The following is a 24088-nucleotide window of genomic DNA, read 5'->3' as shown; positions in this document are numbered from 1 at the left end:
CCATGACAAACACGAACTCCGCTGACGGCTTCGCCACCATTTCGGTGGCAGCCGTGCTGGCTGAATCAGCCAAAAGGACTCCCGACAGCATCGCCCTGGTGGTGGGTGAGGAGCAGGTCAGCTACGGCGACCTGTGGCGCCAGACCCGCGCCTATGCCGGCGCACTGAGGGCGCGCGGCGTCGGCCCTGGAGACGCCGTCGCCGTCCTGATCCCGAACGTTCCGGACTTCGCCCGGGTGTACTACGCCATCCTGTCGCTCGGTGCCATCGTTGTGCCCGTGCATGCCCTGCTCAAGGCGCGCGAAATCGAGTACGTCCTGCAGGACAGCGGCGCCAAGCTGCTGATCTGCGCCGCTCCGCTGCTCGGGGAGGGGGCAGCGGGTGCCACGGCCAGCGGAATCGACGTGCTGACGGTGATGGCTCCCGACGACGGCGGGTTCCCCCGGCTGGAAGCGGAAGCTGCGGACGCGGAGCCCATCCGGACGTACGAACCGTGCCGCCCCTCGGACACGGCCACCATCCTTTACACCTCGGGCACCACCGGGAAACCGAAGGGCGCGCTGGGCACCCACTTCGCCCTGGTGGAACAGACCAGCACCCTGCTGACCAGCGTGATGGACTTCCAGCCCGGCGATGTCCTGTTCGGCGGCCTGCCGCTCTTCCACACCTTCGGCCAGACGGTGGTCCTCAACACCGGGCTGCGCGCCGGCGTCACCATCGTCCTGATGCCGCGGTTCACCGGCGAGGACGCCCTGAAACTGCTGGCCAAGCACAACGTCAACATCTTCATCGGGGTGCCCACCATGTACGTGGCGCTCCTGGAAGCCGCCAAGACCGTACCGGACCGGCCGGCCGCCCTGCGGTACGGCATCTCCGGCGGTGCATCCCTTCCGCTGGCCGTCATGGACAGGTTCCGCGACGTCTATGGCGTGGAGATCCACGAAGGCTACGGCCTGACGGAGACGTCGCCGGTGGCCGCCTTCAACCACGTTGGCACCGCACCCCGGCCGGGCACCATTGGGATCCCGATCTGGGGTGTTGATATCGAAATTGCCAGGCCCGAGGTGGTGGACAGCATTGAGCTGCTTCCCAACGGCGAATTGGGTGAGCTGGTCATCCGAGGCCACCTGCTGATGAAGGGCTACCTGAACCGGCCCGAGGCAACGGCGGAGGCCGTGGTGGACGGTTGGTTCCGCAGCGGGGACCTTGGAACAAAGGACGACGACGGTTACCTCACCATCGTGGACCGCAAGAAGGACATGATCATCCGGAACGGCTACAACGTCTACCCGCGGGAAGTGGAGGAGATCCTCCTGACGCATCCCGCTGTGGTCAGTGCCGCCGTGTACGGGATCCCGGACGAGGTGCACGGCCAGGAGATCGCGGCAGCCATCGTGCTGGACGCCGGAGCAAGTGTCACCGAGGCGGAGTTGATCGACTTCGCCAGCGCACAGCTGGCCGCCTACAAGTACCCCCGGGTGGTCCGCATACTCTCCGAACTCCCCCTGGGGCCCAGCGGAAAGATCCTCAAGCGCAAGCTTGCCGAGGACCCGGCCTAGTAGGTACGGCTGCCGTACCGGGCCCGACAAGTCCAGGCATTGCCCGCCAGGCGCGGGACACCTGGCTGGCACGAGTGGCACCGCGCGGCGTGGAGGTGGGGCGCTTGATCCGGAGGGCCGGCCGCAAAAGCAGCAGGCCCTCCGGACTTCTACAACGTTCTAAATACCCTCTCCGCGCCAGGAAAACAAGGCTTCCCCTACCCCTCCCCCCACCGCTAGATTGCTGGGGAAGCGTTTTCCGGTCTCAAAATTGAAAGGATTCATTGATGAATCCACGCCTTACCCCCGTTCGCCTGCTCTCCGTGGGCGCCGCCGGCCTGGCACTTACGGTCGGTTGCCTCGCAGCCCCGGCCTCCGCCGTCGGCCCCTCCCCCAAGCCGGATAGTCCCGGCATCCAACTGGACCATCTTGACCGTGGCCTGGTCGCCGCCGGCACCTCCGAGGGCGTGTTCCTCAGCTGGCGGCTGCTGGGCACCGAGGCAACCGGCTCCTCCGCCACCGGCCTTACCGGCACCGACTTCAACGTCTACCGGGACGGCCAAAAACTGGCCACCGTCACGGACAGCACCAACTTCCTGGACCGGGCTGGAACGGCGGGGTCGGCCTACCAGGTGCGGGCCGTCGTCGGAGGCGTCGAGGTGGACCGAAGCGCCACTGCCACGCCGTGGGGCAGCAACTTCAAGGACATTCCGCTCAAGAAGCCTGCCGACGGCCTCACCCCGGCCGGCCAGGCCTACGCCTACTCCGCCAATGACACCTCCGTGGGGGACGTGGACGGCGACGGGCAGTATGAGTTCATCGTCAAATGGGACCCGAACAACTCCAAGGACGTCTCGCAGGTGGGCTACACGGGCAACTCCTACGTCGACACCTACAAGGCAGACGGGACGCTCCTCAGCCGCATCGACCTGGGCGTCAACATCCGCTCGGGCGCGCACTACACCCAGCTGCTGGTGAACGACTTCGACGGCGACGGCCGGGCGGAGATGATGATGAAGACGGCCCCGGGGACCAAGAGCACCAGCTTCAACGCGGACGGCAGCGTGGCGGCCAGCTCGTTTATCTCCCTGCTTCAATCCGATATCGAAGCCGGCTACTCCAACACCGACGACTACCGCATGAGCGCGGCGGATTACTACCAGCACATGGTGAAAACCTTCCAGGGCTGGACCGGGCACCCGGAGGTCAAGGCAGGCCGCTGGCCTGCCACCCTTGAGGAAGCCTTTGGCATCGCCCCGCAGTACAAGTACCCGCTCTCCCAGGCTGACGCGGAAAAGCTCACCGACTACTTCATGGACGTCTACGCCCCGTCCCGCAGTGCACGCAACAACCTGCGCGCATTTGAGGGCTTCATCGTGTCGGGACCGGAATACCTGACCGTGTTCGAAGGCGCCACGGGCAAGGAACTTAAGACGGTGGCCTACACCCCGGGGCGCACGGACGACGGCCTGGTGTGGGGCGACTATGCCATGGCGCGGATTGAGCCGGGGAACCGTGTGGACCGGTTCCTTGCCGGCGTTGCGTACCTGGACGGGCAGAAGCCGGCGGCGGTCTTCGCCCGCGGTTACTACACGCGCACCACCCTCGCCACTTACACCTGGGACGGATCCAACCTTTCGCCTGTCTGGAACGTGGACTCAGGCTGGACGCCCATGACCAACCCGTTCAACGACTCTCCGCACGGCCGGGACGGAACAGACCCCACGTACGGGAAGCTCACCACGCAAGGTTTCCATTCCCTGAGCGCCTCCGACGTGGACGATGACGGCAAGCAGGAGATTGTGTACGGGTCGGTAACGCTCGACGACGACGGCTCGATTTTGTACACGTCCTTCGACACCCTGCCGGCAGGCAGTGCGTCACCCGGCCAAGAGGACCGGCTGGGCCACGGCGACGCCATGCATGTGACCGACATCGACCCCAACCGGCCCGGCAAGGAAATCTTCACCGTCCACGAGGGAGCGGCGTACGCCCCCTACGGCTACGCCATGCGGGACGCGGCCACCGGGGAGGTCCTGTTCGGAGCCTACTCCGGCAAGGACACGGGCCGCGGCATGATCGGCGACGTGGACCCGTCCGTCCCCGGCATTGAAAACTGGGCCATCGGCATGCAGTCCGCCGACGGCCGGAAGCTGTCCAGCAGCGCACCGGGCACCAACATGAGCATCAAATGGGCCGCGGACATGACCACCCAAATCATCAACGGCTCCGGGGACCAGACCCCCACCATCGATGACTGGAAGCGCGGCCGGCTGCTCACGGCGGACGGTACCCGCACCAACAACAGCACCAAGGGAACTCCCAGCCTGGTGGCGGACATCATGGGCGACTGGCGCGAGGAAATGGTGGTCCGGACGGCGGACAGCTCGGCCCTGCGGATCTACCTGAGCACAGAAGTGACCAACCACAAGCTCTACACCCTGATGCATGATCCGCAGTACCGCGCCGAGGTAGCGCGCCAGAACACGGCCTACAACCAGCCTGCCTACACAGACTTCTACTTCGCGTCCGACATGAAGTTCGGCAACGTCCCGCTGCGCAGCGCGTGGCTTCCGGGCAGCATTAAGGCCCTGCAGGACATCCTGGCGGACCTGGTGGAGTCAGGGGACGTTTCCGGTCCGGTGGCGAGCCAGCTTGGCACCAGCGTGCAGCAGGCGGCAAAGGCGGTCCAGGACCGTAACCCGGCCAAGGCGGGCCAGGCCGTGCAGCGGTTCGTGGACTTCCTTGCGCAGCAGAAGAACCCGGATACGGTATCAAATACGGCCCGGGTGTCGCTGGAGTACAACGCCGGCAATATCCTGAGGGCATTCTCGAATGCCGGGCAGTGAGAGCCGGGACCGCCGATACAGGGGAGACTGATGGCATGACACTTGCACCGCTCATCGAACTCAATGACGGCAACAGGATTCCGCAGCTGGGGCTTGGCACCTGGCCGCTGGACGACGAACAGGTGGCAGCCGCCGTCGTACAAGCCGTGGAAGCCGGGTACCGGCACATCGATACCGCTGTGAAATACGGCAACGAACGCGGGGTTGGCAACGGCATCCGCGCCAGCGGCGTGGACCGCAGCGAGCTGTTTATCACCACCAAGCTGGACGGCGAGTTCCAGGGCCACGACCGCGCCGTGGCCGGCCTGGAGGGATCACTGAAGCGCTTGGGGCTTGACTATGTGGATCTGCTGCTGATCCACTGGCCGCTCCCCGGCCGGGACCAGTACGTTTCCACCTGGCAGACGTTTGAACGGCTGCAGGCCGAGGGGAAGGTCCGGTCCATCGGGGTGTCCAACTTCAAGCCTGCCCACCTTGAGCGGCTCATGGCGGAAACCGACGTGGTTCCGGCGGTGAACCAGATCCAGCTCAGCCCTGCAATCACCCGGACTGCTGAGCGCGAATTCCACGCCCGGCATGGGATAGTTACGGAGTCCTACAGTCCTTTGGGCGGCTCGGGAGCAGATTTGCTCAGTGCTCCCGTCCTTTCCCAACTGGCCGAAAAGCATGGAAAAACGCCTGGCCAACTCGTCCTGCGATGGCACATACAAAACGGATTGGTAACGATTCCCAAGACCGCTTCTCCGGAGCGTATGGCCGAGAACCTGGACGTGTTCGATTTCGCCCTGGACCCGCAGGATCTAGCGGAACTTTCGGTCCTGGACGAGGGTCCCGGCGCGGGCAACGACTCGGAGAAAACGGGGCACTAAAACGGGCCTAAACAGGCTCTTCGCGGTTCGTGGGGAAACGGGTCCCTGGAATGAGCGTCATGCCGCCGTCCGGACGGCACTTCGTAAGAGAATAACGGATTTGTAGTTGGCTGCGTTGCGGTACCCGCGGGCGGTTCGCTTGATGTTCTTGATAGCGGTGTTGTTGGCCTCGACCTTCCCTGTTGTGGCGCCGGTAATGATCAGCACCTCTATCTCTTTCCACCATCTGCAGACGGTTCGGTAGAGCCTGTTCGTCTCCGGCCGTGCGGCTGCCCTGACCAGTTCCTCGAGTACCGTCTTGGCCGTCGCGGCGTCTTCGAGCGAGCCGGTGCGGAGTAGTGCCCGGAGTTGTTCCTTGACGTTCCAAACAGCCTGGAGGGTTCCTGTGGGATCGTCCAGGGTGAATACTTCCTCGAGTCGGCGGCCGGCCCTGCAGCTGAGGGTGTCGCCGCCCCGGAGGAGCAGCATGCGGTGGGCCCAGGCCTTGTCGATGGCCCGGCCGCGGCGGCCCTTGACCTGTTGCGAGAGGTTCTGCCGGGTCTCCGTCATGGCCTGGTTCGCCAGGGAGATCAGGTGGAAATGATCAACGGCGACTGCCGTGCGCGGCAGCCACATCCGGAGCGCTTTACGGAATGCCGCCGAGGGGTCGATCGCGACGACCTGCACGGCCAGGCGCCACTCCAGGGGCCGGGCGAACAGCCAGTCCCCGACGCCCTTGTGGTCCCGCCCGTCGACGACACCGAGGACCTGGCCGGTGTCGAGATCAACGATGGTTGTCATCCAGGGTTCGAACCGGGTCCACGCCTTCGTTGACGGGTCCTGGAAGTAGCGCACGGACCGGAACCGGTGTTCGTCGATGCCGAGCATCCGCGGGCTGAGCTTGTCCACGTCGGGCAACCGCAGCAGGCAGGCTTCGGTCACCGCAGCCCGGACCATCCACCAGGACACGGAGAAGCCGGCAGCGGTCTCCGAGACGGCCCGGCCGGAGCGGATGACGGCGTCCACGAGCTGGTCCCGAAGGCGGCTCGTGGACCGGGCATGGCGCGGGACCTGGGGCGTGGATTCGAAGAACGAGAGCCGGTCGCAGGCCGGTTCCTCGCAGTACCAGCGGTACTTGGACCAGAGGACCTCCACGGGCCCGGCGACAGGAATATCACGGAGCCGTTGAAGGCGGCGCTCTTTCCGCCGGGAAGCGATGACCCCGCAGCTCGGGCAGCCCGGTAGCTGGTCCGTTTCAACGATGACCTGCCTCCGGCCGGCAGTGATGGTGGTGGAGATGACATGGTAGTCGGGCAGGTTGAAGAGGATAGTGGCAGCGTCGGCTGCGACCCCGGTAGGCTCGTTCAAAGGCTCGTGGTCCTGTTCCAGGTTGAATGCTAGACACACTCATCCCAGCAGGGCCACGGGCCCTCTTGTCTTCAACGACACGAACTCAATTCCCCACCAACCACGAAGAGCCCCTAAACAGCACTTTTTTCCTAAAACAGGGTTGGCAAAAAGATAGTAAGCATGATTACTATTGAGCCAGAAGGACGAAGTGCCTCCCGAACATGGGGGCCTCCTTTACTTTGGAAGAGAGCGACAAATGGGATTTATTGCATTTCTGATTCTCGGACTTATCGCCGGCGCGATTGCTAAGGCAATCCTTCCGGGACGTCAGGGTGGCGGCTGGATCATCACCATGGTGCTGGGCGTCGTAGGCGCACTGCTCGGTGGTTGGATCGGTGGCGCCCTGTTCGGCGGCGGACTGCAGGAGTTCTTCTCGCTGCAGACCTGGCTGCTGGCCATTGTTGGCTCGCTGATCGTTCTTGCGATCTACGGCATGGTCACCAAGCGCGGCGCACGCGGCTAATAACTGCAAACGCCAGGAAGCCGGCCTGGGGACACCATCCCCGGGCCGGCTTTCACTTTCTCCGGCAGGGGCCATCATGGCTCCTCCGCCGGGACTGACAACCTTCTCGCAGAGCAGGAGTTCATCGTGAAAAACAAGCTTCTTTTGGGTGTAGGCGTTGCCGTCGGCTATGTCCTCGGCTCGCGGTCAGGCCGTGCTGCTTACGACAAGCTGAAGGCCCGTGCGGCCGGCGTCTGGGACAGCAAGCCGGTCCAGGACAAAGTTTCCGTAGCTACGGAGGCCATCAAGGAAAAAGCACCTGAAGTGGCGGGCCAGCTAGGCGAAGCCGCACGCAGGGCAGGGACAGTGCTTGGTTCTGCCGTGAACCGGGATGGCTCGTCCAGCGGCGACTCTTCCGCTGCGGCCAGTACTTCTGCCGGTACCTCCACTGGTACCTCTACAACAGCCGCGGGCGGCCTTGGCGAAGACCACATCCCCGCGCACAGCACCCACCCGGAAACCACCAATCTTGGTACCTCCGATGGGACCGGCGCAAAGGCCTGATTCCCGTTTCATTACTCGGTCACCGCCGCTTGACATGGGACTGAGCAGGCTTTGTGCTACAACTGAATCGCCTTGCCGGCCGTCGCGATCCTTGGGGGACGCGGCGGCCGGCAGTGTTTAATCCAGCACCTTCCGGAAAAGATTCCCGGACGCTGCCGTAACTCCATGTTTTCCACATAGGGGTTTTGGGGTCTCTTGATTGTCGGTGGTGGCTGGCAGAGTGGGGTCATGGAGGCCATTGGGGAAGATCTTGGGAGGGCGTACGACGCCGGCTGTCGGCTGCCGCGCCCGGCCCACCTTCACCCGGTCCCCAGCGAGGAACCTGTGCAGCCATCAGCTTCGGGGCCCGGTGAGCAGGACGTGTTGGACGGGCTGGGCGCACAGCTGGCAGCCGCGGCCTTGGCCGCCGCCGGCCTGCTGGCAACCGCCAGCCATGCCGAAGCTGCAGATTTCGCCGCACGGGTCGAGGGCCTTGCCCGCTCCATCGAGTACCTCCAACTCCTCGCAGCCGGGGCTGTGGACCGGGCCCGAACCCAAGCCATCAACGACGCCGCAGCCGCCAAAACCCGGGCAGGCCGGTCCCGCGCAGCCCAGTCCCGCGCAGCCTCGTCCTCCGCAGGCCGGTCCACGGGCTGGATCACCGGGTCGGACGCCAACAGTGTTGGAACCGTGAACACCGACACCCCCAGCACCGGCGCCCTGGACCAGACCGTGGCGGCGTGCGTGACCGGGACACTCACCGGAACCGGTTCGGTGCGCGAAACCGACGCCAACTGGCCCGGCCCACCCTCCAGGCCCGGCCGCCCACTGGTGGTCTCCCCGGCCGATGATGGGTGCCGGAACACCGCAGAGTTCCTCCGCCTGCGCCTGCAGATCCCCATCCGCGAAGCCCGCCGCCGCCTCACCCTCGCCCACCACGTCCTGCCCGGCACCAGCCTCACCGGCGAACCACTCCCACCAACCCGGCCACACCTCGCCGCCGCCCTCACCCCCACCGGGAACAACACCGAAACCGCAACCACCGTCGAGGGGACCACCATCGAAACCGGGCCGGGCCCGGCGGTGTCCTCACACGCAGCGACCATCATCACCGCCACCCTGGACCGGCTCCACCACCACACCACCCCGGAAACCCTGGACCGGATCGAACACCACCTCACCACAGCCGCCACCACCACCGACCCCGACTTCCTCACCCGCCTGGCCCAACGCTGGACCGACACCATCGACGCCGACGGCACCGAACCCATCGAAGAAGCCCTCCGCCACACCCAAGGCGCCTTCATCCGCAAACCCCGCCACGGCCTGCACCACCTCGAAATCTTCGCCACCACCGACCAATACGAACACCTCCTCACCGTCATGAACACCGCCACCAACCCCCGCACCACCACCGGCAACACCAGCCCAAGCACAGGGAATGACACAGCCGACAGGGCGGGCACGGGAACTGAAGGCTGCACAGGCACGGGCACGGGCACAGGCACCGAGGGGAGCACGGCAGCGGGCAGCGCAACAGAGCCCACCAACCTGCCGGACCTGGACCGGCGCACCCGCGCCCAAAAACAACTCGACGGCCTGGTCACCGCCGCCAAAGCCGCCCTCACCACCAACACCCTGCCCACCACCGGCGGCAACCGACCCCAAATCATCGCCACCATCCACTACCAAGACCTCTTCCCAGCCAACGCCACCACCCCCGCCGGAAAATCAGGACCAACAACAGCAGAACCCGGAACGAACACAACCACCGGGACAGCGGCACGTACAGGCGCCGGGACAGGAACCGGGACCGGCACGTTCATGTTCACCGGGCCCGTCGCCGCCGCCACCCTGCGCAAAACTGCCTGCGACGCCGACATCATCCCCGCCCTCCTGGGCACCAACAGCGAAATCCTCGACCTCGGCCGCAAAACCCGCCTCTTCACCCCCGCCCAACGCCTGGCCCTCACCGCCCGCGACCAAGGCTGCGCCTTCCCCAACTGCACCATCCCCGCCCCCTGGTGCGAAGCCCACCACATCACCTACTGGTCACACGAAGGACCCGCCACCATCAACAACGGCGTCCTGCTCTGCAGCCACCACCACCACCTCATCCACAAAGAACAATGGACCATCACCACCGTCCACCACACACCCACTTTTATCCCCCCACCCCACCTCGACCCCAACCAAACACCCCAACAAAACCACTACTTCAAACCACCACCCCACCCACACAAATGAAACCTGCCCAAAGCAGTTCCCGCGCTACTTCGGTCGTCGGTTGGTTGGCCCCCACCTCGCGGCGGTGGCCAGGCCGTCATGGAAGATCCATTCTGATGGGCGCGTACGAACAGTTGGGCCTCCTTCCGCCTTTGATTGGGTGGTTCTCTGTGTGAGGCTAAGCTGCAAAGGGAGAAGCTAATGCCGTCCAGGATTTGAACGGCTCCTTGGTCTGGCACTGAGCTTAAAGGCGGGAAGCTAACGCCGCCTCGTATTGACGGGTCTCGGTCTGGACTGTGCTGGAACGGTGAGACCTAACGCCGCATACGCGCCGGAATCGGGCGTCCGATAACCACGGTCCCATCCAGTTCCTCCGCACGAGCCGTCCGTATGGCGAACCCGGCTGCGGCCAGGATTTCGGAGGTGCCGGCTGCCTGCCGCCTACTGGTTTCGATGAGGACATGACCGCCTGCAGCCAGCCATCGGATGCTTTCAGCAGCAATCCGTCGGTGGAAGTCCAGGCCATCAGGACCGCCGTCGAGTGAAACCGCAGGTTCATAAAGGCGCGCTTCCGGCGGCATGGTGCGGATGGCTACCGTGGGCACATATGGAGCATTAACAGTCAGGATCCGGATCCGGCCACGCAGTCCAAGTGGAAGAGCCTCGAACAAATCCCCGGCATGCACCCGGCCACCGCGGGGTTCCAAGTTACGCCGGGCACACCGCACCGCTGCCGGCTCGATATCCGCCGCATGCAACTCCGCCTGCGGGGCTTGACGGAGAATGGCAGCTCCCACCGCACCGGAACCGCAACAGAGGTCGACCACAACCGGGGATGCCGGCAGCGAATCGTCCCGCAGCACGCTCAAGGTTTCGCGCACCAGCAACTCCGTGCGGCGCCGTGGCACGAAAACGCCGGGCTCAACCGAAACCCGGGCACCTGCAAAATCCACCCAGCCCAAGATGTGCTCCAAGGGAACCCCCTCCATCCGGCGCTGGATATTCCGGGAAAGTTCCGTGGTGGTGGTCGCCTCGGCAAACAGGAGCGCGGCTTCCTCTTCAGCAAACACACAACCCACCGACCGCAGCAGGGAGACGACATGGTCGAAGCCAGGTGATGTGGACAGGGTGTGAACAGCCCGCGATTTAGGAGGAAGCAGAGCGGCGCTCTCCGGTGAGGCTGCGGGCAACTCCACGCCGGCTAGGCCCAGTTCTCCGAACGGCGCAGGGATGGCACGATCGAGATGAATGCAGTCGTCATGCCACCCACCTCCTTTGCCGCTGTCGGAAATCCCATGCTAATCGGCGGCCTGGTATCAGGAAATAGTGGCCAACTGTTGGCAGGATGGAACTATGACCAACGGGGCAGCCAGCAACATCATTTGGATCGGCACCTATACTCCCGACGGCGGCGGCCGCGCGGACGGCATCGGTGCCGCCCGCGCGCACCAGGACGGAAGCCTCGAATGGTTAGGGACGGCAGTGGAGGCCCAGTCGCCATCGTTTGTGGCGGTGCACCCCAAACTGCCAGTGGTGTACGCGGCGGCCGAGCAGCGCAGGAAGGTGCAAGCGTACCGGCGACTGGGGGACTTCGGCCTGGAACCGTACGGGGAACCACAGGCTGCCGGTGAAGCCACCTGCCACGTTGCCGTCGACCCCGGCGGCCGCTTTGTCACCGCCGCGTGTTGGGGCGACGGTCAGGTCCTCCTCTACGAGTTGGATGCCGACGGCGGCATGACCGGTCGGTTCCCCGCTGCAGCGTCGGTTGACCCCCACAGCGCCCTTTCTCCTGGAAACCCGAGGCAAAGCCGGGCCCACGCAAGCCTTATGTTGCGTGACGGCCGCGTCATGACCACGGACCTGGGCCACGACACCCTCCGCATCTGGAACTACGAGCCGGGAACCGGACTGGTGGCCGACCACGAGGTGGTCCTCCCCTACGGCAGCGGCCCCCGCCACATGGTGGAGCACCCCTCCGGCAGCGTCCTCATCGTGTCTGAATACTCCGTGGAAGTCTTCGTGGTCCGCCCCGAAGCGGGCACCTATGAACTGGTATTCCGTGGACCGGCAACGGCGGGCGGCAGCCAGGAAGGCGACTCCGCCGCCGAAATCTGCCTTGACCCGCAGGGAAACTTTGCCTACGCCGGCGTCAGGGGCTCGAACGTCATCAGCGTCCTGGAAGTTGCAGCAGACGGCACCGATCTGATCCCCGTCAAGGACATCGACAGCGGCGGGAACTGGCCGCGGCACCACCTGGTCCGGGGAAGCTGGCTGCACGTGGCCCACGAACGGTCGGACAACATCGCCACCTTCGAGTTGGATCCTGCCACCGGCCTCCCAGGCCCGATGCTGCATAACCTGCCCACCCCATCGCCCACGGCCCTGGTGCCTGCAACCGGGCCTGCAACCACTCCTGCCACTGCCAGCTAGAGCGCCGGGCAGCCCCAACCTAACTGACCTTCCCTAAACACTGGAGTAATCCAGTGCAAGCGCTTACAGTTGTGACTCGGTTCACACGACAGTGTGCTGTCTTGTGCACCCTCCTGCCGCATCCCCATGTCAACGGCAAGCCTGTACAGCAGCGCTGCTTCCCAGGAAGGTCTCACCCTTGTTATTCCGCATCCCTCCCGGCGCGCCCCCACGCGCCCAACTGCCGGCAATGCCGGCAGGAACACAATCCGCCCCCGGCCGGCGAACCTGCGCACGTGCCGCCGCCGCCCGATCGGCAGCCGGCCTCCTGGCAGCCGGCCTCGCCCTCTCCGTTGCAATCCTCCCGGCCCATGCCGTGCCGAGTCCGGATGGCCCCGGCACCAACAGCGCTGGTTCCAACGGCACCGGCATAAAAGGCAACGGGTCCGTGTCCGGCCTCCACTCGCTCCGCGGCCCGGTAACTGACGAGAACTTCTACTTCGTCATGGCGGACCGGTTCAGCAACGGCAGCACCGCCAACGACCAGGGCGGCCTTGGCCCCGACCCCATGGTTTCAGGCTTCGACCCCACCAAGAAGGGCTTCTACAACGGCGGTGACCTGGCCGGCCTGCGCAGCAAGATCGACTACATCCAGGGCCTCGGCACCACGTCGATCTGGCTGACCCCCAGCTTCAAGAACAAGGCAGTCCAGCCGGAGGACAAGTCGGCCGGCTACCACGGCTACTGGGTCACCGACTTCACCCAAATCGATCCGCACCTTGGCACCAATGACGAACTCAAGGGCCTAATTGACGAGGCCCATGCCCGCGGCATGAAGGTGTACTTCGACATCATCACCAACCACACAGCGGACGTTATCGGCTACCAGGAAGGCGACCGCAAGGGCTACGTGTCAAAGGACGCCGTCCCCTACAAGACGGCCTTCGGCGAAGCGTTCGACGACCGCGACTATGCCGGCACCGGAACCTTCCCGAAGCTGGACGCGAACACCTCATTCCCCTACAAGCCGGTCCTGGCCCCCGGAGAAGAAAACCTCAAGGTTCCCGCCTGGCTGAACGACCCCACGCTCTACCACAACCGCGGCGACACCACCTTCACTGGTGAGGACTCCATGTACGGGGACTTCTACGGCCTGGACGACCTCTTCACCGAGAACCCGAAAGTGGTGCACGGCATGGAGGACATCTACAAGTCCTGGATCGGCGACTTCGGCGTGGACGGTTTCCGGATCGACACCATGAAGCATGTCAACAACGAGTTCTGGCAGGAATTCGGCCCCAATGTCCTCAGCTACGCCAAGGAACACGGCAAGGACGAATTCTTCATGTTCGGCGAGGTCTTCGACACCAGCAAGAGCTTCACCTCGCAGTTCACCACCCGCAACAAGATGCAGGCGGTCCTGGACTTCCCCTTCCAGGACGCCGCCCGCAACTTCGCCTCCAAGAGCCAGGACGCCCGGGCGCTGCAGACCTTCTTCGCGGGTGATGACTGGTATACCGACGCCGACTCCAACGTTTACGAGCTGCCCACCTTCCTGGGCAACCACGACATGGGCCGCATCGGCAGCTTCATTGCCCAGGACAACCCTGCCGCCACCGATGCCGAGAAGGTGGCCCGGGATGAACTGGCCCACGAGCTGATGTACTTCTCCCGCGGCAACCCGGTGGTCTACTACGGCGACGAGCAGGGCTTCACCGGACCGGGCGGCGACCAGGACGCGCGTCAGACCCTCTTCGCCAGCAAGGTGCCCGAGTACCTTGACGACGACCTGCTGGGCACGGACGCCACCCACGCCACCGACAACTTCAACCCGGGCCACCCCCTGTATGCCAAGATCAAGGAGCTGGCTACCCTCACCAAGGAGCACCCGGCACTGCGCAACGGCGCCCACCAGCACCGCTACGCCTCAGACGGGCCGGGCATCTACGCCTTCTCCCGCACCGATGTGCAGGACCAGCGCGAATACGTGGTGGCCCTGAACAACAGCGCCCAGCCGCAGACGGCGCAGGTTCCCACCTACATCGCCAAGCGCAGCTACACCCGCATCTATGGCCAGGGCGCAGACGAGGTGAAGACGTCAGACGACGCCAAACTGGCCGTCACCGTGCCACCGCTCTCCGCCGTCGTCTACGAATCCTCCGGCCGGATTTCGCACTCCAAAGCAGCCCCCGCCGTCGCCCTGCAGCAGCCGGCCGCCGCCCAGGGTGACAACGGGCGCATCAACGTGACGGCCGACGTCGACGGTACTTCGTTCTACGAGGTCACCTTTGAAGCAAGGACGGCAGGCGGACAGTGGCAGCAGATCGGTACCGACGACACCGCGCCGTACCAGGTCTTCCACGACGTGGCGGCGCTGGACGCAGGCACTCCGCTGGAGTACCGCGCCACCGTGCTGGACAACGGCGGGCATACTGCCACGAGCCAGAGCCAATCGGCAAGCGTCCCGGCGCCCGTCCTAACCCTGCAGAAGCCCACCGAGGGCAGCAGCGTGGAGGGCAAGGTCGAGCTGAGCGCCACCGCCGATCCGGAGAAGGCCAGCCATGTGGTGTCCTTCGAGCGCAGCGTCAACGGCGGGGACTGGGCCGCGGTGGGCAGCGACTCGTCGTCGCCCGTGTACACGGCAATCGATGACGTAACCGGGCTCGCCGACGGCACCAAAGTCCAGTACCGGGCTGCCATGGCGGGCGCCGGCTTCAGCGTCACCAGCGAAACCAGGACCGTCACGGTGGGCCAGGCGCCCCAGCCCGACTCAGTGACCGTTGCCGGCTCGCTCAACCAGGCACTGGGGTGCAGCGCGCAATGGGACCCGGCCTGCCCGCAGGCGAAGATGGTGCTGGACCCGGCGGACCGGATCTGGCGGCTGACCGTAGACCTGCCGGCCGGGAAGTATGAGTACAAGGCTGCGCTCAACGGCGGCTGGGACGAGAACTACGGCGCGGACGGCCAGCTCAACGGCCAGAACATTGTGCTGGACCATCCCGGCGGCCGCGTCACTTTCCGCTACGACAACAGCACGCACGTGCTCAGCGCCGTGTACGCGGCGCAGCAACCGGCCGCGGTGGCGGCAGCGGGAAGCATGGACAGCGAGCTCGGCTGCGCAAGCGACTGGGAGCCCTCCTGCACGCAGGCCCAGCTGGTGCTGGATCCGGCGGTCCTGGTCTGGAAGCTGACGGTCCCGGACCTGCCGGCGGGAAGCTACGAGTTCAAGGCCGCGCTGAACAAGTCATGGGACGTGAGCTACGGGGCGGGCGGGGCATCCCCGGGCGCCAACATCGCCTTTGAGCACGACGGCGGCCCGGTCACCTTCCGGTACGACCACTTCACGCACGTGATCACCGCGGGCCGGGGTTAGCCCCGGAAACGAAAACCGTGGCCCCGCCGCTTCCAGGAGCGGCGGGGCCACGGCTTTTTCATGTCCGGTTAGGGGCGGTGCCAATTATCGGCGGTGCATTGCTCCCTCGACCGCCGCGAGCAGGGAATTGAACCGTTTGTTGCCGGGAAGGTCATCGAGGTAGACCGGCCTTCCGTCCGGGCCGCCGAGCGGAACCTGCCAGTTGGGGTACAGCTCCTCCGTGGTGCCGGGCTGGTTTTGGACCCGCCGCTCCCCCACCGCGTCCACCAAGGCCACACCCAGCAGCACCGACGGCGCCTGGGCCAGCAGGAGATGCAGCGCCTCGATGGTGTGCTCCTCGGTTGTGGGCCGGGCCCCGTCAATGGCACTGCCCTCGGCAAGGTAACCGCGCTCCCGCAGCAGGGCGAACATCTTCTCCAGCGATGCATTGTGCTCCGCCCGCTCTTCGGACTCGGAGCGTTCCAGCAGCCCCAGCCGGCTCCGGAGCCCCACGTGGTCCCCGGCAATGTAGCCAGCCGTGGGCGGGAGGTCGTGGGTGTTCACGCTGGCCAGCGCCTGCGTGCGGTACTTTTCCGGCGCAAGGGGTGAATCGCCGTCGTACTCAAACCACAGGATGGACGTGCCCAGGATGCCGCGTGCCGCCAGGTAATCACGCACCCACGGCTCGAAGGTGCCCAGGTCCTCGCCGATCACCACGGCACCGGCCCGGTGTGCCTCAAGGGCAAGGATGCCGATCAGGGCCTCGTGGTCGTAGCGGACATAGGCACCGTCTCCCGGGGCGTTCCCCATGGGAATCCACCACAGCCGGAACAAGCCCAGGATGTGGTCCACCCGGATGCCGCCGGCGTGCCGGAGCACGTTGGCCAGCATGTTGCGGAACGGCTGGTAGCCGGCCTCCGCCAGCCGCGTGGGGTGCCATGGCGGTTGCCCCCAGTCCTGGCCCTGCTGGTTGTACATGTCCGGCGGGGCGCCCACGCTGGTGTCCGGGGCCAGCACGCCGCGCAGCGTCCAGGCATCGGCGCTGCTGTGGTCCACGCCGACGGCGAGGTCGTGCACCACGCCGAGGCGCATTCCGGACTGCAGCGCGGTGCGCTGGGCGTTCTCCAGCTGCTCATCGCAGATCCATTGCAGCCAGCGGTGGAACCCTATACGGTCCGCCAGCTTCTCCCGGAGCGCTTCCGCCTCCGGTGTGCCGATGGCATACGCAGGGTCCTTCCAGAGCGGGTCGCCCGGCGGGAGGTCCTCCCGGATGGCTGACCAGAGGGCAAAATCCTCCAGCCCCTTGCCGGAGAGGCGGCAGAACTCATCGAAGGCGGCCTGCCTGGCCGGTGATCGGCGGGTGTGGTAGAGCATCTCCAGCGCCTGCAGCTTCGCCGCGTACACCGCGTCGCGGTCCAGCCGGGCGCCTTCCTTGTTCAACCCTGCCACTTCCTCGTGGAGTTTTTCCAGCGCCGCCCTTTTCCGTGGGCGCAGGTAGGCCAGTTCCGGGACGGCTTCGATGCGGATGTACAGCGGGTTGAAGAACCGCCGGGTGGACGGCGAGTAGGGCGAGGGCTGGACCGGCGGAACCGGCTCCGCCGCGTGCAGCGGGTTGACCAGGACGTAGTCGGCGCCGCGGGCCCCACTGATGGCGGCCAGGTCCGCCAGGTCGGCGAAGTCACCGATGCCCCACGACCGTTTTGAGCGGACGGAGTACAACTGCGTGGCCAGGCCCCAGCCGCGACGCTCCTCCAGCGGCTTGGCAGTGGCCAGCCGCGCGGGCGTCACCACCAGGGTTGCGGTGGAAGTGGCGCCCTCCGACTCCGCGTGGAGGGTGTGCCAGCCCAACGGCAGGTCCTGGGGAAGGGAGAACGTGGCACGTCCCGTGGAAACGCCGTCGACCTCCCGGGGCTGCACCCAGACGTCCTGCTGGAGGGCCTCCCGGGACCCTGCGCCCCCTTCAAGGGTGATGGTCAGGCGGGTTGTGGCCCCGTCCCGGACGTGAACCGGAACCTGCGCGGGCTCGCCCTGTTTGATGACGACGGCGGGCGGCAGCATCCGCCGCCAGGGCGCAAGATCCGCCTCGGCCAGGGCAGCCTCGATGTGCCGGTTGGTGTGGGCGTCAACGCCCAGGGCGGCTAGCACCTTGACCAACGTCGATTCCGCAACGGAATGCGGGAGCCCGTCCCAGCCCTGGAAGGAGGTGCCCACGCCGTGCGCGTCGGCCAGTTGCTGCAGCAGGTGCGGATCCACGGGTTCAGGGGCAGCGGCGGGAGGGTCGGCGGGCATAGCTGGCCGTGGTGCGTGCTGCTGGTCTGAAGCCGTCATGGGTGTCCGCCTCGTCTGTGATGGTCCCGGAACTTACAGTGCTGCTCAGGTTGTACCCGGGCGGTGACACCCCATGCACAACCGTTGGTTCAGATTATTGCAGGGCTGCTCAGAGGCGAAACCCGGGCTGCATGCAGGCGGGTCGGGACAGGTGCACGCAGGTCGGGACAGGCGGGTCGGGACAGGTGCAGCGAATTACGGATCGAAGTGCGTGTTCACCGCGCCGTCGCTGACGCGGCCAATGATCTCGCCGGCCAGGTCCCGCAGCTTCTGGTTCCGGTGGCTGGACGCCTTGGTGAGGAGGGCCATGGCTTCCTCCTGGGAACACCGGTTCTGCGCCATGATCACCCCGCAGGCCATGTCGATGGTGGTGCGGCTTTCCATCGCTGACTTCAGGTCATCCGCCAGGTTCTGGGCGTCCGCAATCCGGAGCGCCAGCCGCAACGCCCGTCCGGCCAGGTCCGCGAACCCTTCGGCACGGTGCACGACATCGGGGCCAAACACATCCGGCTCCGCTGCGAAGAAGTTCAGGGCGGCCGACTGATGCTCATCAAGGGCAAGCGGAACGCCAAGAGCGCTGCGGCAGCCGTTCTCGGCCAGGACTATCTGGTACGCGGGCCAACGGGTATCGGTTCGCACATCGGACAGGACCATCGGCTTCATGGCGTCCAGTGATGCGATGCACGGCCCGTCCCCCAGAACCTGTTCCAGCTTGTCCAGGACGACGGCCCGTTCACTGCTGCCGGCAATGGTGGCTGTGCGCTTGCGGCGCCGGAGCGTCACCCCGCACTCGATCAAGACACCAGCAGATTCACTGAGCGTTGAAGCGGCCACCGTGGAGAGCTCAGTCAGGAAGTCAGCCACGTTGCTGCTGCCAATGATGAGGTCGTGCAGTTGGACGAACTCATCGCCACTTGTAGGGGTGCTCATGCCTCAATATAGGCGCTCTTCCCCACCGCATGCGCGCCATAAAACGTCATTACCGCTGCCTGCGTTACTCTCTGCGACGAAAAGCGAAGGACTAAGGCGGCATTCTGCAGCGGCCTGCGGAATCTGTGTAGCGTCGTGACGACCCAAGGCATGGCAACCAGATGGAGGAGACCGCGGATGAGCCTCAGCGAACTGCGGGTGTTCGGCAGGTCGGGAACCCCCATCAGTCCCCTCGCCCTGGGCACCATGAACTTCGGCGAAGGAACCGGCAGCCACAGCGCCCCCACCGGCGCGGAGGAGAGCATCCGCATCATCCATGCCGCGCTGGACGCCGGCATCACGGCGATCGACACAGCGGACGTCTACTCCCAGGGCGAGTCTGAACAGGTGGTGGGCCGGGCGCTCCGCGGCCGCCGGGACGAGGTCTTCCTGGCCACCAAGTTCCATGGCCAGATGAGCCCCAATCCGGCGCACTCCGGGAACTCCCGGCGCTGGATCACCCAGGCCGTGGAGGGCAGCCTGCGCCGGCTTCAGACAGACCGGATCGATCTCTACCAGGCGCACCGGCCGGACTACAACACCGACGTCCTGGAAACCATCACCACCCTCAATGACCTGATTCGCCAGGGCAAGATCCTCTACTACGGCACCTCGGTGTTCACCCCCGCGCAGCTTGTGGAGGCACAGTGGCTGGCTACCACCAACCACCTGATCCCGCCACTGGGCAACCAGGTCCCGTACTCCATGCTGGTCCGCGGCAACGAGCGGGACGTCCTGCCCATTGCCCAGCAGTACGGGCTGGGGGTTCTTGCCTACGGCCCGCTGGCGGGTGGCTGGCTCTCCGGTAGCTTCGTCCTGGAATCCGGCCAGCCGCCCACCCGGGTCCACACGCTTCCGGGCCGGTACGACATCTCCGGGCCCTCCAGCGAGCGGAAACTGCTTGCCGCGGACTCGTTGGCCCGGCTGGCGGACAAGCTGGAACTGTCCCTGGTGGACCTGGCCGTGGGCTTTGCCCTGACCCATCCCGCCATCAGCAGCGTGATCATCGGCCCGCGCAGCGAGGAACACCTTTCCGCCTACCTCCGCGCCGCGGACGTCCGGCTGGGCGAGTCCGTCCTGGACGCCATCGACGACCTGGTGCCGCCGGGCACCAACTTCGTGGAGCGGGACGCGGGCGCCATTGTCCCCTCGATCGAGTTCGCGGAACTACGACGGCGGTAGCCGGGTTGGCGGGGACGGCACCCAAGGAGCGGCGAACCGCATAGCCGCCGGCCGCCGTCGTACCCTGCCTGCCACAGCCTGCCTGATCCCTCGCCATCCGCCTGCCTATGATGGCTGGGATGGAAACCCTGTTCACGGTAGGTCACGGCACCGCCTCCCAGGCGGACTTCACCGCGCTGCTGGGGAGCGCGGGGGTGACATCGCTGGTGGACGTGCGGATTGGGCCCGGCAGCCGCAAGCATCCGCACTTCGGCAAGGACATGATGGCGGAATGGCTGCCCGACGCGGGCATCGGCTACCGCTGGGAGAAACGGCTGGGCGGGTTCCGGAAGCTGCTCCCGGACTCACCCGATACTGCCCTCCGGAACGAATCGTTCCGCGCCTACGCCGGTTACATGCGCACAGGGGACTTCCTGGCCGCCGCTGCAGAACTCGTTGCCGGCTCGCAGGCGGCGCGGACCGCGATCATGTGCAGCGAAACAGTCTGGTGGCGCTGCCACCGCCGGCTCATTTCCGATCATTGCCTCCTGCTGGCCGGCCTGCCCGTCGAGCACCTGATGCCGCCGGGCAAGGCGGTTCCGCATGTACCCACCAAGGGCGTGCGGGTAATGGGGGATGAACTGCGCTACGACGTGGCCGGGTAACACCGGCGCGCGGGGGCCCGGCTCACTGCCTCTGGTGCTATTGACTAACCGGTAGAACACTCCTACGGTCAATATCGATACCGCCTCCCAGGGAAACAGGGGCCTGCCATGCCGATGTCCGATGAGGAACGACGCCTGCTCAAGGAACTGGAACTGGGACTGATCGCGGATGATCCCCACCTGGCCATGGAGCTGCTGTCCGGCTATCCCGCACGCCGTTTTCCCTCCGGACTGTTCCCTGGAATGGCAGCGGCCCTGATCGGCGTGGTGCTCATCATCGCCGGGGCGGGGCTCCCTGCGCCCGGAGCGGTGGTGCTAGGGATTCTGTTGCTGGGGCTCGGCGCCTGCCTGCTGCTGGGCCCCACTGTGCTGGCCCGAAGCGCTGGGCGCCAGCCCACCGGCTGACAGTTTTGGTCCAACGCGCCCCGGCCCCGGGCGGGGCCTCTTCCGCCGCGGCGTGAGGATGAACAGGCTGGCCAGGACAACGGCGGCGCCAAGCCAGCCAAGTGCCGGAAGCCGTTCGCCCACCACGAGCACCGCCAGGACGGCGGCCACGACCGTTTCGAGCAGGGAAATGCTGGTGGCTGTGCTCGCCCCGACCTGCGCAAGGCCCCAGCCAAACAAAAGGTACCCGGCAAACATCGGGACCACCGCCATGTAGGCACCCACACCGACGCTGCGCCAGGACTCCAGCAGCGGGCCGCCCGTTGCCGCGAGGACCGGCATCAAGAGGAGCCCGCCCAGCCCGAACACCGCACCCATGGCGGCCCTGGCGGTGAGCCCTTGGCCGGTCAGCCGGTGGGCGGCCCAGGAGTACAGGGCATAGGTGCTGCCGGCCAGCAGCCCCAGGAGGATGCCCGCCGTCGAGGTCCACGGATCGCCGCCCGCCCCTGTGGAGGCTGATTCCGCCGGTGCGTGCCCGGCGAAGGACAGCAAAGCCGCCCCGCCGACTCCCAATAGGGCTCCGAGAACCCATTGCCGGCTCAGGGGTTTCCGGTCCCCGAAGCGTTCGATGAGGGCCGCCGCCACCGGAGCGGAGCCAATAGAGACAACGGTTCCCACGGCTACGCCGGACAGGTGCATCGAGGTGTAAAAGGCCAACGGGTAGACAGCCACGGCCACCGCACCAAGCGACACCAGGCGCCACCGCTCCAGCAGGGCGGCCGAATGGCGCGCTAAATGACGGGCCGCGTAAAGGGCCTGCAGCAAACCGCCCAGGCCCATCGCCGCAGCGCCGATGGCCAGCGGGCTCACGCCTGGGGCGAAAGTAGCAGCGGTACCAGTGGTGCCCCAGAGGACCGATGCGGCCACTACGGCCAGGGCACCCCAGAGTTGGGCCTTCGGGTGGTTTTGCCTGCCGCTCACAGGGCATCCAGCAGTTGCCCGGCGATGTGCCGCGCCTCCTTCAGGCGTGCGCCGGTTCCTTCCAGGCCTGCCCTGGCCATGGCGCCTTCGAGCAGGAACGCCAGGTGAGCGGCGGTTACCCGCGTCCGTTCCTGCTGTCCGGGCAGCAGGGTGGCCACATTTTCCGCGAGGAGTTGCTGCACCTCCTCCTTGTGGCGGCGCACCGCGACCCTGCCCGGATCCCCGGCGGGCAGCTCCGCTGCGGCATTGAGGAGCCCACAGCCCCGGAACCCGTGCTGGTATGCGACGTTGGCGTGGTCCAGGTACGCATCGAAGATTGCCAGCACCTGTTCACGCGGGGTGTGGGCCGATTCCAGCCTCTTGCGGTAGAGCCCCAGCCATTCCCCGTGCCGGGCTTCGAGGTAACCCGCCACCAGGTCTGCCTTGGAGCTGAAGTTGTTGTAGAGACTCTTCTTGGCAACGCCCGCTTCGGCGGTGATGGTATCGATTCCGGTAGCGGCCACGCCGTTCGCATAGAAAAGGCGGGCAGCCGCCTCAAGCAGCAGCTCCCGGGCGGGGCGCCGCGGCCGTGCCGCAACGCCGGTGGAAGGGGTGACCGGAACGCCTGCAGCAGTCACGGGACTCCTTGGGTAGTAGGTATACCAGTCTACCTACTACCCGGGATCGGGGCGCGGTCACCACCACGCGGCGGCCAACCACCGTATTCATTTTTAGAATGAGGTCCTCGGAAATCCACCCGCGGCCATGGGAATTAGTTGCGCGCGTCCTGCGTTGTGGATCTGTTCAGAACAATCTGGGCACCGAATCCTGGACAGGAGAACACACCACATGTCAGTTGACTACGACGCTCCGCGGGTGACTCCCGAGGAAGAGCCGAACGTCGCCCTGGAGGAGCTCAAGTCCGATAAGTCCGGCCGCCGGGAGGCCGCTCCCGACATGGACGAAACGGACCTCGCGGACAGCTTTGAGCTGCCCGGCGCTGACCTCTCCAACGAGGAGCTCCTCATCCAGGTGGTCCCGGTGCAGGCAGACGAATTCACCTGTATGTCCTGCTTCCTGGTCCACCACCGCAGCCAGTTGGCGCGGGAGAAAGACGGCAAGAAGTACTGCAAGGAATGTGAGGGCTAGCAGGGGGACGGCGGCTTGCCGGCAGAGGTTGAACCTGACGCCGCGTCAGGTCCTACGGTTGGCGGTATGGAAGATCGGGACGAGCGCATCTGGAGCATTGGCGAACTGGCTGCCGCAACCGGCGTCACCGTCAGGGCGCTGCACCACTACGAAAGCATCGGCCTCCTCCGGGCAAGCGTCCGGACCTCTTCAGGCCACCGCCGCTACACGGAGCAGGACCTGAGGCGCCTCTACGGCATCCGAACCCTGCGGAGCCTGGGGGTGCCGCTTGGTGGGATCGCTGCAGCGTTGGACGGGGCCGACGGCGGGGACGCGGAGTCGCTGCCAAGGCTGTTGCTGCGCCAGCTCAACGCCTTGGGCGAGCAAGCCCTGCAGCTGGAGCAGCTCCAGCGGACCATCAGGGATCTGCTGGGACGCCTTACCGATCACGGGGATGCCGGCCCCGCCTACTTCACCACTGTCTTGGAAAGGATGAACATGTTTGAGAACTACTTCACCGAGGACCAACGACGGGAACTCGACGAGCGGCGCGGCCAGCTCGGGCAAGAAACAACCGATCAATCAAGAACCGAGTGGGTGGGCCTGGTCGACGAAGGCCTGCGCCAGGTCGACGGCGGCGTCCCGGCCAACAGCCCGGAGGCCAGGGAGCTGGTTCACCGCTGGGATGAACTGGGTTCCAGGTTCCACAGCAGCGAGGGCACCAAAGCCGCCGCCCGCAGCATGTGGAACGGGAACAGCGCCGAACTGAGCCGGCCGCTTCCTTGGAGTGCGGACCAGCTGCAGGCACTGATGGCACACCTGCAGGAAGCCCGCGCCGCCGGCCAGGCCGCCGCCGGGTCCGTCAGCTGACGGGTT

Annotated in this window: 19 protein-coding genes; 13 read left to right on the top strand and 6 right to left on the bottom strand. The window is 66.0% G+C overall.

The window, feature by feature from the left end:
* Positions 1 to 2 precede the first annotated feature (2 nt).
* From LFT44_RS01680 to LFT44_RS01670, 3 genes are all read left to right on the top strand, one after another.
* Complete coding sequence (locus tag LFT44_RS01680; RefSeq protein ID WP_236800739.1) at positions 3 to 1559, top strand: long-chain-fatty-acid--CoA ligase; 1557 nt, start codon at positions 3 to 5, stop codon at positions 1557 to 1559.
* A gap of 266 nt (positions 1560 to 1825) precedes the next feature.
* Entirely contained in the window at positions 1826 to 4387 is a 2562-nt protein-coding gene (locus LFT44_RS01675) for a rhamnogalacturonan lyase (RefSeq protein ID WP_236800738.1), read from the top strand.
* 35 nt (positions 4388 to 4422) lie between these two features.
* Complete coding sequence (locus LFT44_RS01670) at positions 4423 to 5256, top strand: aldo/keto reductase (RefSeq protein WP_236800737.1); 834 nt, start codon at positions 4423 to 4425, stop codon at positions 5254 to 5256.
* A 57-nt stretch (positions 5257 to 5313) separates the two neighbouring features.
* On the opposite strand, the gene LFT44_RS01665 is transcribed toward LFT44_RS01670, so the two are convergent.
* Positions 5314 to 6642: an ISL3 family transposase gene (locus LFT44_RS01665; RefSeq protein WP_236798899.1), complete on the bottom strand. Its 1329-nt coding sequence runs from the start codon at positions 6640 to 6642 to the stop codon at positions 5314 to 5316.
* Positions 6643 to 6841: 199 nt separating this feature from the next.
* Between LFT44_RS01665 and LFT44_RS01660 the strand changes: the two genes are divergently transcribed.
* The 3 genes from LFT44_RS01660 (at position 6842) to LFT44_RS01650 (ending at position 9877) form a co-directional block, all read left to right on the top strand.
* Complete coding sequence (locus tag LFT44_RS01660) at positions 6842 to 7108, top strand: GlsB/YeaQ/YmgE family stress response membrane protein (protein ID WP_142131436.1); 267 nt, start codon at positions 6842 to 6844, stop codon at positions 7106 to 7108.
* Positions 7109 to 7234: 126 nt separating this feature from the next.
* Positions 7235 to 7651: a YtxH domain-containing protein gene (locus LFT44_RS01655; protein WP_236800736.1), complete on the top strand. Its 417-nt coding sequence runs from the start codon at positions 7235 to 7237 to the stop codon at positions 7649 to 7651.
* Between the two features lie 228 nt (positions 7652 to 7879).
* Positions 7880 to 9877 carry an HNH endonuclease signature motif containing protein gene (locus LFT44_RS01650; RefSeq protein WP_236800734.1) on the top strand — a complete coding sequence of 666 codons (1998 nt, stop codon included), beginning with the start codon at positions 7880 to 7882 and terminating at the stop codon, positions 9875 to 9877.
* 293 nt (positions 9878 to 10170) lie between these two features.
* Here the strand turns inward: LFT44_RS01650 and LFT44_RS01645 are convergent, their stop codons facing one another.
* Positions 10171 to 10926 (bottom strand): putative protein N(5)-glutamine methyltransferase, encoded by a 756-nt coding sequence (locus LFT44_RS01645; RefSeq protein ID WP_236800732.1) that lies wholly within the window; start codon positions 10924 to 10926, stop codon positions 10171 to 10173.
* A gap of 283 nt (positions 10927 to 11209) precedes the next feature.
* On the opposite strand from LFT44_RS01645, the gene LFT44_RS01640 reads away from it, so the two are divergent.
* Both LFT44_RS01640 and LFT44_RS01635 read left to right on the top strand, forming a co-directional pair.
* Positions 11210 to 12286, top strand: a complete 1077-nt coding sequence (locus LFT44_RS01640) for a lactonase family protein (RefSeq protein WP_236800731.1) — start codon at positions 11210 to 11212, stop codon at positions 12284 to 12286.
* A gap of 229 nt (positions 12287 to 12515) precedes the next feature.
* Positions 12516 to 15638 carry an alpha-amylase family glycosyl hydrolase gene (locus LFT44_RS01635; RefSeq protein ID WP_236800727.1) on the top strand — a complete coding sequence of 1041 codons (3123 nt, stop codon included), beginning with the start codon at positions 12516 to 12518 and terminating at the stop codon, positions 15636 to 15638.
* 84 nt (positions 15639 to 15722) lie between these two features.
* Here the strand turns inward: LFT44_RS01635 and malQ are convergent, their stop codons facing one another.
* On the bottom strand, positions 15723 to 17945 hold the full coding sequence (gene malQ, locus LFT44_RS01630; RefSeq protein WP_236800725.1) for a 4-alpha-glucanotransferase: 2223 nt from the start codon (positions 17943 to 17945) through the stop codon (positions 15723 to 15725).
* Between the two features lie 195 nt (positions 17946 to 18140).
* Positions 18141 to 18875: a GAF and ANTAR domain-containing protein gene (locus LFT44_RS01625; RefSeq protein WP_236800723.1), complete on the bottom strand. Its 735-nt coding sequence runs from the start codon at positions 18873 to 18875 to the stop codon at positions 18141 to 18143.
* Between the two features lie 177 nt (positions 18876 to 19052).
* Here LFT44_RS01625 and LFT44_RS01620 point away from each other — a divergent pair, with 177 nt between their 5' ends.
* The 3 genes from LFT44_RS01620 to LFT44_RS01610 all read left to right on the top strand — a co-directional run bounded on the left by LFT44_RS01620 (position 19053) and on the right by LFT44_RS01610 (position 21145).
* Positions 19053 to 20096: an aldo/keto reductase gene (locus tag LFT44_RS01620; RefSeq protein ID WP_236800722.1), complete on the top strand. Its 1044-nt coding sequence runs from the start codon at positions 19053 to 19055 to the stop codon at positions 20094 to 20096.
* Between the two features lie 119 nt (positions 20097 to 20215).
* A complete protein-coding gene (locus LFT44_RS01615; RefSeq protein ID WP_236800721.1) occupies positions 20216 to 20740 on the top strand; it encodes a DUF488 domain-containing protein in 525 nt (174 codons plus the stop codon).
* A gap of 108 nt (positions 20741 to 20848) precedes the next feature.
* A complete protein-coding gene (locus LFT44_RS01610) occupies positions 20849 to 21145 on the top strand; it encodes a DUF3040 domain-containing protein (protein ID WP_236800720.1) in 297 nt (98 codons plus the stop codon).
* Here the strand turns inward: LFT44_RS01610 and LFT44_RS01605 are convergent.
* Both LFT44_RS01605 and LFT44_RS01600 read right to left on the bottom strand, forming a co-directional pair.
* Positions 21056 to 22105 (bottom strand): DMT family transporter, encoded by a 1050-nt coding sequence (locus LFT44_RS01605; protein WP_236800719.1) that lies wholly within the window; start codon positions 22103 to 22105, stop codon positions 21056 to 21058. The two genes, LFT44_RS01610 and LFT44_RS01605, sit on opposite strands and share 90 nt — an antisense overlap.
* The gene (locus LFT44_RS01600; protein WP_236800718.1) at positions 22102 to 22722 is read right to left on the bottom strand and encodes a TetR/AcrR family transcriptional regulator; all 621 of its coding nucleotides are present in this window, start codon (positions 22720 to 22722) and stop codon (positions 22102 to 22104) included. Before LFT44_RS01600 ends, LFT44_RS01605 begins: the two co-directional genes overlap by 4 nt.
* A gap of 211 nt (positions 22723 to 22933) precedes the next feature.
* Here LFT44_RS01600 and LFT44_RS01595 point away from each other — a divergent pair, with 211 nt between their 5' ends.
* Together LFT44_RS01595 and LFT44_RS01590 are read left to right on the top strand one after the other, a co-directional pair.
* On the top strand, positions 22934 to 23233 hold the full coding sequence (locus tag LFT44_RS01595; protein ID WP_018772148.1) for a DUF4193 domain-containing protein: 300 nt from the start codon (positions 22934 to 22936) through the stop codon (positions 23231 to 23233).
* Between the two features lie 66 nt (positions 23234 to 23299).
* Entirely contained in the window at positions 23300 to 24082 is a 783-nt protein-coding gene (locus LFT44_RS01590) for a MerR family transcriptional regulator (RefSeq protein WP_236800717.1), read from the top strand.
* Positions 24083 to 24088 lie beyond the last annotated feature (6 nt).

The sequence above is a fragment of the Arthrobacter sp. FW306-05-C genome, assembly GCF_021801725.1.
Taxonomy (GTDB): Bacteria; Actinomycetota; Actinomycetes; order Actinomycetales; family Micrococcaceae; genus Arthrobacter.
The sequence above is the reverse complement of the archived record's forward strand: the minus strand, read 5'-3'. Positions and strand labels throughout refer to the sequence as shown.

Excerpts from the sequence above, each read along its gene's own strand:
- LFT44_RS01675 (WP_236800738.1), top strand. The coding sequence starts at position 1,826 with ATGAATCCACGCCTTACCCCCGTTCGCCTGCTCTCCGTGGGCGCCGCC.
- LFT44_RS01590 (WP_236800717.1), top strand. The coding sequence starts at position 23,300 with ATGGAAGATCGGGACGAGCGCATCTGGAGCATTGGCGAACTGGCTGCC.
- LFT44_RS01680 (WP_236800739.1), top strand. The coding sequence starts at position 3 with ATGACAAACACGAACTCCGCTGACGGCTTCGCCACCATTTCGGTGGCA.
- malQ (WP_236800725.1), bottom strand. The coding sequence starts at position 17,945 with ATGACGGCTTCAGACCAGCAGCACGCACCACGGCCAGCTATGCCCGCC.
- LFT44_RS01595 (WP_018772148.1), top strand. The coding sequence starts at position 22,934 with ATGTCAGTTGACTACGACGCTCCGCGGGTGACTCCCGAGGAAGAGCCG.
- LFT44_RS01615 (WP_236800721.1), top strand. The coding sequence starts at position 20,216 with ATGGAAACCCTGTTCACGGTAGGTCACGGCACCGCCTCCCAGGCGGAC.
- LFT44_RS01625 (WP_236800723.1), bottom strand. The coding sequence starts at position 18,875 with ATGAGCACCCCTACAAGTGGCGATGAGTTCGTCCAACTGCACGACCTC.
- LFT44_RS01620 (WP_236800722.1), top strand. The coding sequence starts at position 19,053 with ATGAGCCTCAGCGAACTGCGGGTGTTCGGCAGGTCGGGAACCCCCATC.
- LFT44_RS01650 (WP_236800734.1), top strand. The coding sequence starts at position 7,880 with ATGGAGGCCATTGGGGAAGATCTTGGGAGGGCGTACGACGCCGGCTGT.
- LFT44_RS01660 (WP_142131436.1), top strand. The coding sequence starts at position 6,842 with ATGGGATTTATTGCATTTCTGATTCTCGGACTTATCGCCGGCGCGATT.
- LFT44_RS01670 (WP_236800737.1), top strand. The coding sequence starts at position 4,423 with ATGACACTTGCACCGCTCATCGAACTCAATGACGGCAACAGGATTCCG.
- LFT44_RS01610 (WP_236800720.1), top strand. The coding sequence starts at position 20,849 with ATGCCGATGTCCGATGAGGAACGACGCCTGCTCAAGGAACTGGAACTG.
- LFT44_RS01640 (WP_236800731.1), top strand. The coding sequence starts at position 11,210 with ATGACCAACGGGGCAGCCAGCAACATCATTTGGATCGGCACCTATACT.
- LFT44_RS01635 (WP_236800727.1), top strand. The coding sequence starts at position 12,516 with ATGCCGGCAGGAACACAATCCGCCCCCGGCCGGCGAACCTGCGCACGT.